General features: G+C 75.3%; 7 protein-coding genes. 4 read left to right on the top strand and 3 right to left on the bottom strand.

The genetic code is table 11. The features are described from left to right. Positions 1 to 90 precede the first annotated feature (90 nt). The 4 genes from ACZ4Z2_RS30125 (at position 91) to ACZ4Z2_RS30110 (ending at position 5,781) form a co-directional block, all read left to right on the top strand. On the top strand, positions 91 to 960 hold the full coding sequence (locus tag ACZ4Z2_RS30125; protein WP_468080271.1) for an ABC transporter ATP-binding protein: 870 nt from the start codon (positions 91 to 93) through the stop codon (positions 958 to 960). Further along, positions 954 to 3,077 carry an ABC transporter permease gene (locus ACZ4Z2_RS30120; protein WP_468080270.1) on the top strand — a complete coding sequence of 708 codons (2,124 nt, stop codon included), beginning with the start codon at positions 954 to 956 and terminating at the stop codon, positions 3,075 to 3,077. The genes ACZ4Z2_RS30125 and ACZ4Z2_RS30120 overlap by 7 nt, the downstream gene beginning before the upstream one ends. A 53-nt stretch (positions 3,078 to 3,130) precedes the next feature. Next, positions 3,131 to 3,850, top strand: coding sequence for a Clp protease N-terminal domain-containing protein (locus ACZ4Z2_RS30115; protein ID WP_468080269.1), 720 nt, complete (start codon positions 3,131 to 3,133; stop codon positions 3,848 to 3,850). Positions 3,851 to 4,062: 212 nt separating this feature from the next. Continuing rightward, positions 4,063 to 5,781: a bifunctional 3'-5' exonuclease/DNA polymerase gene (locus ACZ4Z2_RS30110; RefSeq protein ID WP_468080268.1), complete on the top strand. Its 1,719-nt coding sequence runs from the start codon at positions 4,063 to 4,065 to the stop codon at positions 5,779 to 5,781. Positions 5,782 to 5,911: 130 nt separating this feature from the next. Here ACZ4Z2_RS30110 and ACZ4Z2_RS30105 read toward each other — a convergent pair whose 3' ends face one another. From ACZ4Z2_RS30105 to ACZ4Z2_RS30095, 3 genes are all read right to left on the bottom strand, one after another. Next, on the bottom strand, positions 5,912 to 9,445 hold the full coding sequence (locus ACZ4Z2_RS30105; RefSeq protein WP_468080266.1) for an AfsR/SARP family transcriptional regulator: 3,534 nt from the start codon (positions 9,443 to 9,445) through the stop codon (positions 5,912 to 5,914). Between the two features lie 402 nt (positions 9,446 to 9,847). Then, positions 9,848 to 10,783, bottom strand: coding sequence for a glycosyltransferase family 2 protein (locus tag ACZ4Z2_RS30100; protein WP_468080265.1), 936 nt, complete (start codon positions 10,781 to 10,783; stop codon positions 9,848 to 9,850). Positions 10,784 to 10,894: 111 nt separating this feature from the next. Further along, positions 10,895 to 11,332, bottom strand: a complete 438-nt coding sequence (locus tag ACZ4Z2_RS30095) for a DUF3052 domain-containing protein (protein ID WP_468080264.1) — start codon at positions 11,330 to 11,332, stop codon at positions 10,895 to 10,897. Positions 11,333 to 11,575 lie beyond the last annotated feature (243 nt).

The following is an 11,575-nucleotide window of genomic DNA, read 5'->3' as shown; positions in this document are numbered from 1 at the left end:
TCATGGCGGGGGCGGGGGTAGGGCTGGCACTACCCCGGGACGCCCTCCAGTGGTCGTGTGCCGGCGGACCGCCGACGGTTCGCTTGGAGCATGACCAGAACAGAGGGAACGGGCACGTCAGGGACGCCGACGGTGTCGGGGGTGTCGGGGGTACCGGGATCGTCGGCCGCCGAGGGCTCGGCGGCTGTGCGGGTGCGGGGGCTGCGGCGGGTGTACGGGGACGTCGTCGCCCTGGACGGGGTGGATCTCGACTTCGCCGCGGGGACCTTCACGGCGGTGATGGGGCCGTCGGGGTCGGGGAAGTCGACGCTGTTGCAGTGCGCGGCGGGGCTGGACCGGCCGTCGGGCGGGACGGTGCGGGTGGACGGGGTCGAACTGGGCGGGCTGGGCGAGCGGCGGCTGACCCTGCTGCGCAGGGACCGGATCGGTTTCGTCTTCCAGTCCTTCAACCTGCTTCCCTCGCTGACCGCCGCCCAGAACGTCGCCCTGCCGCTGCGCCTGGCCGGGCGGCGCCCGTCGCGGGGCTCGGTGCGTGCGGCGCTCGACCGGGTGGGGCTCGGCGAGCGGGCCGGGCACCGTCCGGCCGAGCTGTCCGGCGGGCAGCAGCAACGGGTGGCGTTGGCGCGGGCGTTGATCACCCGGCCCGCGGTGCTGTTCGGTGACGAGCCGACGGGCGCTCTCGACACCACGACCAGCCGCGAGGTGCTGGGCCTGCTGCGCGAGCTGGTGGACCGGGAGGGGCAGACCACGGTCATGGTCACGCACGACCCGGTGGCGGCGTCGTACGCGGACCGGGTGGTGTTCCTCGTCGACGGCCGGGTGAGCGGCGAGCTGACCGCGCCGTCCGCGGAGAGGGTGGCGGCGCACATGGCGGGGCTGGAGACAGGGGTGGCCGCCGCGACCGGTGCCGCCGGTTCGGGCGGCGCGGTGTGCGCGGCCGGTGGGAGGTCGTCGTGCTGAGTCTCTCGTCGTTGCGGGCGCGGTGGGCCGCGCTGGTGGGGTCGTTCGTGGCCGTCGCGCTGGGGGTGGGGGTCGTGGCGGTCATGGGGCTGGGGGTCGCCGCGACCCTGGATCCGCCCGTGCGCGCGCCGGAGCGGTTCGCCTCCTCCCCCGTCGTCGTGGCCGGCGTCGACACGGTGACGGTCGAGGTGGAGCGGGGGCCCGGTACCGCGCGGGTGTCGAAGAAGCTGGACCGTCCACACCCTGTGGACGACCGGCTGCTCGCCGAGCTGCGGGAACTGGGGCCGGTGCGGACGGACGGCACGGGGGCGCGGGACGCCGTCGGGGTGGACGCGCCCGTCGCCGACGTACGGGCCGTCGTGGGCGACCGGGCCCGGGTGCTGACGGGGGACGACCGGCGGCGGGTCGACCCGTCGTACGAGCGGGACGCGGAGGCGCTCGTCGCCGTCAACTCGCTGCTGGGCACGGCCGCCGGGGTCACCGCCTTCGTGTCGGTGTTCGTGACGGCGTCGACCTTCGCCTTCGTGGTGGCCCTGCGCCGACGGGAGTTCGGGCTGCTGCGGATGGCGGGCGCGACACCGGGACAGGTGCGGCGGCTGCTGCTCGGCGAGGCGTTGTCGGTCGGCGTCACGGCGTCGGCGGCGGGCTGCGCGCTGGGCCTGTGGGGTGCGCCCCTGCTGATCCGGGAGCTGGTGGTGGGCGGGGTGGCGCCGCCGTGGTTCGCGCTGCCGGAGTCGGTCGTGTGGCCGTACCACGCCGCGTTCTGGACGGGGGTGTCGGTGGCGTTCACGGGGGCGTGGGTCGCCGCGCGGCGGGCCGGGCGGATCGGTCCCGTGGAGGCGCTGCGGGAGGCGTCCGTGGACACGGCGGTGCTGCCCAGGTCACGGCGGGTGATCGGTGTTGCCCTGCTGGTGGCCGGTCTGGGGCTGCTGGCCTGGAAGGTGGGCACGGACCCGGCGGAGCTGCTGAAGCGGAAGACGTACACGACCCAGCCGATGCTGCTGATCACCGCGGTCGCGGCGCTCGCGCCGCTGCTCGTGCGCCCCCTCGTACGGCTGGTGGGCGCTGCCCTGCCCGGCGCGGTCGGTCTGCTGGTCCGCGAGAACGCGGCCACGTCCGTACGGCGCACCGCGGCCGTCGCGGCCCCGGTCCTGGTGACCGTGGCGCTGGCGGGCTCGTTGCTGGGCTCGTCCGCGACGGTGGCCGCGGCGAAGGCGGCGGAGGCGGAGGCCAGGACGCGGGCGGACTTCGTCGTGACGGGCCCGGCGGGCGGGCTGGGCGCGTGGGCCGGGTGGCCCGGGTCCGGTGGGGCGAGCGGCGCCGGGGCGGCTGCGCGGGCGCGGGGGGCGGTCGCGCCGGGCACGTCGATCGTGTCGGCGTCGGCCTCCACCGCCGTGTACGTGAAGGAGGAGGGGACCGCGTTCGTACGGTCCGACGCGCGGGCGGTGTCGGACGTGGCGGCGTTCGCGGCGGTGTCGCGGCTGCCGGTGGTCGCCGGTGACGTACGGGACCTCGACGACCGTTCCCTCGTCGTGAACGAGGAGTGGGAGCGGCCCGAGGTGGGCCGGGCGGTACCGGTGCGGCTCGGTGACGGGCGCCCCGCACGGCTGCGGATCGTGGCGGTGCTCGCGCGCGGGACCGGCGACAACGGGGCGTACGTGACCGCCGCGAACGCGGGCGGCGCGGGGGTGGACCGGGTCGAGGTACGGGTCAGGGGCGGCGCCGACCAGGAGGCGGTCGGGGCGGCCCTTAGGGCGTCCGGGACCGGCGGGCGGGTGTGGTCCGCCGGGGAGTGGCTGGAGGCCAACCGGCCGAAGAGCGGGGCCCAGACCCGGCTCGGACTCTTCGTGGTGCTGGGGATCGCCCTGGTGTACGCGGCGATCTCACTGGCCGGGACGCTGCTCATGGCCACGTCGGCGCGCGGGGCCGAGCTGCGGTCGCTGCGGCTGGCGGGGGCCACGCGGGGCCAGGTCCGGGTGGTGGTGGCGGGCGAGGCCCTGGTCGCGGTGACGGTCGGGGCCCTCCTCGGGGCGGCGGTCTCGGCGGTCAACCTGGCCGGGCTGACGGGGGCGTTGGGGTTGCTGGGGGCGCCGGTCTGGTTCTGGCCGGGCACCTAGCAGAGTGTCAACTTCGGGTTGACGCCCACGGGGTGTCAACTTACGGTTGACACATGACGACCAACTCACGCGTCACGGCATCCGTGCGTCTCGACGACCTCATCGAAGCCATCAAGAAGGTTCACCCGGAACCGCTCGACCAGCTCCAGGACGCGGTGATCGCCGCCGACCACCTCGGGGACGTGGCCGACCATCTGATCGGTCACTTCGTGGACCAGGCCCGGCGTTCCGGCGCGTCCTGGACGGAGATCGGCAAGAGCATGGGGGTGACCCGGCAGGCGGCGCAGAAGCGGTTCGTGCCGAAGGCCGAGGCCGACCTCGACCCCAACGCCGGCTTCGCCCGCTACACGCCCCGGGCCCGCAACACGGTCATGGCCGCGCACAACGAGGCCAAGGCCGCGGGCAACACCGAGGGCCTGCCCGCCCACCTCGTCCTCGGCCTCCTCGCCGAGCCGGAGGGGCTCGCGGCCAAGGCGATCGTCGCGCAGGGGGTGTCGCCGGAGGCGGTGCGGGAGGCGGCGACGGCGGTGCTGCCGCCGGCCGCGGCCGAGGTGCCCGAGCTGATCCCGTACGGCTCCGACGCCAAGAAGATCCTGGAACTCACGTTCCGAGAGGCGCTGCGGCTCGGCCACAACTACGTGGGCACCGAGCACATCCTCCTCGCGCTGCTGGAGTTCGAGAACGGGGAGGGCGTCCTGAGCGGTCTGGGCGTCACCAAGGCGGCGACCGAGGAGGACGTGGCGAAGGCGCTGCGGGCGGTGACGGAGGGGTAGGAGGAGGGCCGCTCTTCGGGTGCGGGTGAGTGGGGGCCTGGTCCCGCGGTTCCCGCGCCCCTGAAGGGGGACGGCCTCGGAAGCGGGACGGCCTCGGAAGCGGGACGGGCCTGCGGCCCGCCCTTCATGGAAAGCACGGGGCGCGGCCCCTGCCACCTTTCCCCCCGAGCTGCTCGGCGCCCATTGTCAGACCCCCTTGCGACACTCACCCCATGACCGACCGGTGGGCTCTCGCTCCGACCGAGGACGGCGGCGTCGAGATCGCCCCCCTCGGGCCGGACGGGCTGCCCGCCGGACCCGTCGTGCGGGAGCCCGACCTCGCGGAGGCGGTCCGGCGGCGGGAGCCGGACGTCGGGCGGTGGGTCTGGCGGGCCACCGCCGAGATCTACCCCCGGCTGCTCGCCGACGGCGTCCGCGTCGAGCGGTGCTACGACGTCGAGGACGCCGAGACCCTGCTCCTCGGGCACGAGGGCCGCCTCGGCGAACCCCGCTCCGCGGCCGCCGCCCTGGCCCGCCTCCGCCACACCCCGGTCCCCCCTGACCCGCCCCCGCGCTCCGCGGAACCCGGCGCCCAGCCGTCCCTCTTCGAGCCCCGCCCCGTCCACGTCCCCCTCGCCGACCTCATCGAGGTCTACGCGGACCAGCAGCGACGGCACGACGCCACCGCCCACCCGGACCGGATGCGGCTGCTGACCGCCGCCGAGTCGGCCGGGATGCTCGTCGCCGCCGAGATGAACCGCGCCGGGCTGCCCTGGCGGGCGGACGTCCACCGCCAGGTCCTGCACGAACTGCTCGGCGAGCGGTACGCGGGCGGCGGCGAGCCGCGCAGGCTTGCCGAACTGGCCGACGAGGTGTCGCAGGCGTTCGGGCGCCGTGTGCGGCCCGATCTTCCGGCCGACGTCGTCAGGGCGTTCGGACAGGCGGGGATCAGGATCCGCTCCACCCGGCGCTGGGAGATCGAGTCCCTCGACCACGCGGCCGTGAAGCCGCTCCTGGAGTACAAGCGGCTGTACCGCATCTGGGTCGCGCACGGCTGGTCCTGGCTCCAGGACTGGGTCAGGGACGGCCGTTTCCGGCCCGAGTTCCTCGCCCACGGCACCGTGACCGGCCGGTGGGTCACCAACGGCGGGGGCGCGCTCCAGATCCCGAAGGTGATCCGCCGCGCCTGCGTCGCCGACCCCGGCTGGCGCCTCGTCGTCGCCGACGCCGACCAGATGGAACCCCGGGTACTGGCCGCGATCTCCCGCGATCCGGGGCTCATGGAGGTCGCCGGACGCGGCACCGACCTCTACCAGGCCGTCTCCGACCGTGCCTTCTCCGGCGACCGCGACCAGGCCAAGCTCGCCGTCCTCGGCGCCGTGTACGGGCAGACCTCCGGGGACGGCCTCAAGCACCTCGCCGCGCTGCGCCGCCGCTTCCCCAGAGCCGTGCAGTACGTCGACGACGCGGCACGCGCGGGCGAGGAGGGCCGACTCGTGCGGACCTGGCTGGGGCGTACGTGCCCGCCGGCGGCCGGGGCCTCCGACGCGGCGGGCGAGGAGGCGGGAATCCCCCAGGCCGACGCCGCGCCCGAGGGCGGGGCCGACGGCGGCGACCGGGAGCAGACGACCGAGTGGGTGCCCGGGTACGCCTCCACCAACTCCCGGGCCCGTGGCCGCTTCGCCCGTAACTTCGTCGTCCAGGGCAGCGCCGCCGACTGGACGCTACTGCTCCTCGCCGCGCTCCGGCGGGCCCTCGTCGACATGGCCGCCGAGCTGGTCTTCTTCCAGCACGACGAGGTGATCGTGCACTGCCCGGAGGAGGAGGCGGACGCGGTGGTGGCCGCCATCCGGGAGGCGTCGGAGCTGTCGGCACGGCTGACGTTCGGCCGGACGCCGGTGCGGTTCCCGTTCACCACGGCGGTGGTGGAGTGCTACGCCGACGCGAAATAGCAGCGGGAGCGGCAGCGGCCGTGGCGCGGGTGGCGCCCGGCCCGGCCAGACCCGGCCCGGCCCGGCGGACAGGGCCGGGAAGCGGTCGTGGCCCCCGGCCGGTTCCTCTCCCCATCGTCGCTCCTGGCCGTCACTCCTCCCCCAGCAGGCGGCGCAGTTCGACCGTCACCGTCGAGTCCGTGCCGTCCAGGACGGCCAGGGCGCGGCGCCAGGCGCCCCGCGCCTCCTCCAGCCGCCCGCCGGCCGCCAGCAGCAGCCCCCGCTGGTGCCGGGCGAGGCCGACGGTGTACTGGTCGGCGCGGCGGTCGGCGAAGTCGAGGAGGACGGCGCACTCGCGGTCGGCCCGGTCGTTCCGGCCCAGTTCCCGCAGGGCCCGGACCAGGCCGAGCCGCGTCTTGGACTCGCCCTGCCAGTCCTCGTCGTCGCCGAGGACGCGCAGGCTCTGCTCGAAGCTGCGGACGGCGGCGGCCGGTTCGCCGAGCCGGAGGTGGGCGTAGCCGATGTTGCAGTGCGCGGTGTGCCGGACGACGACGCTGTCGGCGATCTCGCCGAGGGCGAGACTCCGCTCGTGGTGGGCGATGGCGGCCCGTGCGTCGGTGTGCTTGACCAGGTTGCCGAGATGACTGAAGGTGACGGCCTCGCCGTAGGGGTCGCCGAGCTGCCGGGACAGCTCCAGGCTCTCCCGCAGGGCCTCCTCGCTCTCCTCGTACCGGCCGAGACTCTCCAGCACGAGCCCCCGGTTGTTGAGGCACCGCCGTACGCACGACACGACGCCGAGCTTCCGCCACAGCGTCAGTCCCTGGTCGTTGAGGTCGAGGGCGTCCGAGGCGCGGCCGGACATGAAGTGCAGCCCCGCCCGGTCGGTCAGCGCGAACGCCTCCGCCTCGTCGTCCCCCAGCGACCGCGCCACGTCCAGGGCGTGCCCGCCGAGCACGTCCAGCTCGGCCAGTCGGCCGCCCCGGTGCAGGTAGGGGAAGAGATGGCGGACGAGGGCGGGGGTGTAGGCCGCGGTCCCGCCGCCGCGGTTGCCGTCGCGGTTGCCGTCGCGGTCGCTGTCGCCGGATGCGTGGGAGCAGCGCTCCACGAGGGCGACGATGTTGGGGAGTTCGCGGTCACCCCAGGCGAACGCCTCCTCGGCGGAGGCGAAGGGTTCGGTGTCCGTCGCCGCCGGTTCCGTGGGGGTCGTACGGAGCCGCTCGTCGCGTTCGTAGCCCGGCGGGAGCAGTGCCAACAGGTTCTGCCGGGCGCGGGCGGCGTACCAGCGGAGGGCTTCGGTGGTCTCGCCCGCGACCGCCGCCCCGCTCGGGTCGCCCGCGCCGTCGCCTGCCCCGTCGCTCCTCCCCTCGCTGGTCCGGGTCCCGTCGGCCGTCCCGTCGTTCCTCCCGTCGGCCGTGTCTTCGGCTGCCCGGGGGCCGGCCGGGCCGGCGAGTTCGCGGGCGAAGTGCCGTACGAGGTCGTGCGGGACGTAGCGGCCGAACGTCGTCTCCTCCAGCAGGGCGACGTCGACGAGGCGGTCGAGGGCGGCCTCGGCACGGCGTTCGTCGGTGCCGCCGAGGTGGGCCAGGAGGGGGGCGCCGTAGGCGGGCAGGTCGAGGGCGCCGATGAGGCGGAGTGCGTGGGCGGCGTCGCGGTCGGCCTCGCGGTCGGAGGCGCGCAGGGCCTCGTGGGCGACGGCGAGGGAGCGGCGGACACTCAGGTCGTCGTATTCGAGGTGGTGCAACCGGCTCTCGGTGGCGGCCAGTTGGTGCGCGAGCGCGTCCGGGGTGAGCGCGCGGCGGGCGGCGAGGCGGGCGGCGACGACTCGGAGGGCGAGCGGGAGCCGTCCGGTGAGTTCGACGAGGGGGTGCGCGGCGTCGAGCCCGGCCGCGCGTCCGGAGGCGGCGCGCAGCAGGGCGGCGCTCTCGTCGTCCGACAGCGGGGCGAGCGGGAAGCGGTGGGCGCCGTCCAGCGCGGTCAGCGGCGAACGGCTCGTGACGATCACCGCGCACCCGGCCCCGGCCGGCAGCAGCGGGCGTACCTGCGCGGCGTTCGCGGCGTCGTCCAGCACCATCAGCGTGCGGGTGGGCGCGAGCGTCGAGCGGAGCAACGCGGCCGCCGCGTCCGGGTGTTCCGGGATGCGGCGCGGGTCCGTGCCGAGGTCGCGCAGGAGGGAGGCGAGGGCCTGGGCCGGGGTGAGGGGGGTCATGCCCGGGGTCGCGCCGTGCAGGTTGACGTACAGCTGGCCGTCCGGGAAGCGGTCGGCCAGTTCGTGGGCGAGATGGAGGGCGAGGGCGCTCTTGCCCACCCCGGCCATGCCGCTGATCACGACGGGTTCCGCCGACGCCGGGCGCCTCGGGGCGCGGGAGGGGGCGTGGCCGCCCGGCGGGCGCGGATCGTGGGCGGCGGACCGCGCGGCTTCCCGTACGCCCTGACCACGGGGTACGCCGTGGACACCGGGCAGGCCACGACCACCGCTTACACCATGACCACCGGGTAGGCCGTGACCACCGGGTACGCCGTGACCACCGGCCGGCGTGGTCACGGCGAGGGCCGCGCGCAGCTCGGCCAGGACGCGTCGGCGTCCCGTGAAGTGCGCGGGCGGCGGGGGGAGTTGGGCCGGGCGCGGGGTTTCGGGGGCGGGCCGGACGGCGATCGGCTGGTCCGGGGGCCCGTCCTCGCCCTCCCTGAGGATCTCCAGATGGGCCTCGCGCACGGCGGGGCCGGGATCCACGCCGAGTTCGTCGCGGAGACGGTCCCGGAGGTCACGGTGCACGGCGAGCGCCTCGGCCTGACGGCCGGTGCGGTGCAGGACGAGCATGAGGAGACGGTGGAATGCCTCGCGCAACGGGTGTTCGGCGACCAGGGCGGCGAGTTCGGGGGCGAGGGCGGTGAGGGCGTGGGCCCCGCCGTGGCCCGCGTGGCCCGCGGAACCGCCGTGGCCCGCATGGCCCGCATGGCCCGCATGGCCGCCGTGGCCAGCATGGCCCCCGTGGCTCGCAGGAGCGTCGGCGCCGGTGCGCGCGAGGTGGAGTTCGGCGTCGTAGCGGCGTTCGAGGAGGAGCAGCCGCGCCTCCTCCAGGCGTTGGACGAAGGCGTGCGCGCCGAAGTCGCCGGCGGACAGGCCGCCGAGCGGGGTGCCGCGCCAGAGGGCGAGCGCGGCGGTGGCCTCGCGGACGGTGCGGGCCCAGTCGCCGGCGGCGTGCGCGGCGCGTGCGGCGGCGGCGCGCGCCTCGAAGACCCGGACGTCCAACTCGCCCTCGTCGACCCGCAGAAGATAGCCGGGGGGTACGGCGCGCAGCCGGTCGGGATCGTCGAGGAGCCTGCGCAGCCGGGTCACGTGGTTCTGGAGGGACGCCTGCGCGGACGGCGGCGGCGACCCGTCCCACAGCACGTCCTTCAGCGCGTCGACGGAGACGACCCGGCCGGGTTCGAGGAGCAGGGCGACGAGGAGGGCGCGCACCTTGCCGCTGCCGACGGGACGCGGGGCACGGGCGGGCCGCTCGTCGGCACGCGCACCCTGACCGCTCGGGTTTCCGGCGGAACTACCGTCGCGAGACGCGTAGTTGGGGACGCGGCCGGGGCGGGGGTGGTCCGAGGCGTCGCCCTCGGCGTCGTCGTCGGGCGTGGTGGAGGCGTCGTACAGCACCGGCGGACCCAGCAGTCCGAACCGCAGCCCGTCCCGCATAGCGTCCGTCCGCTGCCTTCCCGCGCCGTCGTACCGGACCGCGCCCCCCGGCGACTCGCGTCGGCCCGCGCCGACTCTTCCACGGCTTCCGTGCGGTCCCGGTGGGACCGTTGGGCACATGTTAGCGATCCGTTGGCGGGACCTGATGTGATCACTTCATCGGAACCGGCGCCGACGGCGCACGCGGACGACGCGTAGCTCGGGGGAGCGCCGCCGCCGCTGCCGGGTCCGAAAACGCGCGGTTGCCCCGGTCGGTGGAGGTGAACGACCGGGGCATTCGTGTGTGGGGGCGCGCCTGCCGGCGCTTGCGCGGGCCGACAGCCGTAGTGGGGCGGCGTCCGCCACTCCACAGGCAGGCCGGCCCGGGCGTCATGGGCCTGACAGGCCGGACCTTCCCCCGGACTACAGCACAGGCGGGCGGCCCAGTCGCGTGAGGCGCCACACGGTGCGCCAGCGCATGGGGCGGCGTTCGCCGCCGGACTCGCGCCAGCCCTCCATGAACCCGCCGAACCACGCGCGCAGCCCGCCCGCGGAGCGGGTCCGCAGCAGGGTGATGAGCACCCACACCCCCAGATGGACGGGGATGAGGAGCAGCGGAAGCCTGCGGCGGGCCAGCCAGACGCGGTTGCGGGCGTTGACCCGGTAGTAGATGGCGTGCCGGGCGGGCGAGGTCTTCGGGTGCTGGAGAAGCAGTTCGGGGGCGTAGCGCACGGTCCAGTCGGCGTCGATCGCCCGCCAGGCCAGGTCCGTCTCCTCGTGCGCGAAGAAGAACTCGGCGGCCCAGTCGCCCGTCTCGCGGAGCATGGCCATGGAGAGGGCGTGTCCCCCGCCGAGGAAGCCGGTGACCGGCCCGCCCCGCAGGGGGTCCTTGGCGCCGACCCTCGGGACGTGCCGCCGCTGGGTCTCGCCGTTCTCGTCGGCGATCCGGAAACCGACGATGCCGAGGCCCGGTTCGGCGACATACAGGTCCCGTACGCGGCGCAGGACGTCGGCGTCGACGAGGAGTCCGTCGTCGTCCAGTTCGACGACGATGTCGACGTCCCCGAACTCACGCAGCCGTTCGAGGGCCACGTTCCGGCCGCCGGGGCAGCCGAGGTTCTCGTCCACCTCGATCAGGGTGACCTCGCCGGGGAGGCCGAGCCGCTCGGCGAACTCCGGCAGCGGGCACCCGTTGCCCACGACGACGATGCGCGCGGGCGCCAGGTCCTGCTTGGCCACGGACGCGAGCAGCGCGTCCACCTCAGCGGGCCTGTTCCCCATCGTCACCACGGCGACGGCGACCCGAGGCCCCTCCTCCGCGTCCGTCACGACACCAACCCCATCCCGTCGACCGACCATCCGAGACAGCCGACGAGCCCCCGCGACCGACCGACTGATTACCGCCGGATGCTAGCCGTTCACGCCCGCGACTTCTCAGGGACGCCCCAAGTACGCGCTTGTCGCGGGCTGCTACCTCTTCCCGGTGCCGCCCCGCCGTTCCTCCCTCCGGCGTACGAACTTGAGCCCCGACCAGTCGTCGCCGAGGGCGGCGACCTTCACGTCGACGACGCCGAGGGGGAGGAAGAGGTCGCGCAGGGCGTTCTCGGTGATGTCGCTGGTGTGGCCGGCCGCCCTGCGGGGCCAGGCGACCCAGAGCACGGCCGGGTCGGCGAGGTCCGCGACCAGTCCCGGCCCCTCGGCGGCGAGATCACCGTGCGCCCGGTAGAACGCGACGACGACATCGGCGCCCCGCGGCCCGCCCCCGCCGACGTCGCACCCTTCCGGCAGCCCCGGGATCTCCCACTCGTCCGGCGCGTGCAGCAGCCGTACCCGCTGCCCCGCCTTCACCCCGATCTTCCTGGCGAGCGGCGTACCGGAGTACCCGCCCCCACCCGAACCACCGCTCATGCCCGACCCTCCGGGGATAGGAGACACCCACCTCTACCCTCCCGGCGCGGCAGAACCGCGTCAGCGACACAACCCGGCCGGCCCGGACGGACGGCCAGAAGGGACCGGACGGCACCTAGGTCTAAGTCACCGGCATTGGAGCTAGGTCCAATGCCGGTGACTTAGATGGTGTGTGGTCTGGAGATCGTGAGGACTGCCATGGCTGGTGGCGGCAGGTTGCGGTGTTCGGCTCGTTTGAGGGGC

The organism is Streptomyces sp. NPDC030183, assembly GCF_055573455.1.
This window is presented reverse-complemented; position numbering and strand designations above follow the sequence as displayed.

Bases quoted from the DNA above. Each gene is read 5' to 3' on its own strand.
- ACZ4Z2_RS30095 (WP_468080264.1), bottom strand. From the start codon at position 11,332: ATGAGCGGTGGTTCGGGTGGGGGCGGGTACTCCGGTACGCCGCTCGCC.
- ACZ4Z2_RS30100 (WP_468080265.1), bottom strand. From the start codon at position 10,783: ATGGTCGGTCGACGGGATGGGGTTGGTGTCGTGACGGACGCGGAGGAG.
- ACZ4Z2_RS30105 (WP_468080266.1), bottom strand. From the start codon at position 9,445: ATGCGGGACGGGCTGCGGTTCGGACTGCTGGGTCCGCCGGTGCTGTAC.
- ACZ4Z2_RS30115 (WP_468080269.1), top strand. From the start codon at position 3,131: ATGACGACCAACTCACGCGTCACGGCATCCGTGCGTCTCGACGACCTC.
- ACZ4Z2_RS30110 (WP_468080268.1), top strand. From the start codon at position 4,063: ATGACCGACCGGTGGGCTCTCGCTCCGACCGAGGACGGCGGCGTCGAG.
- ACZ4Z2_RS30125 (WP_468080271.1), top strand. From the start codon at position 91: ATGACCAGAACAGAGGGAACGGGCACGTCAGGGACGCCGACGGTGTCG.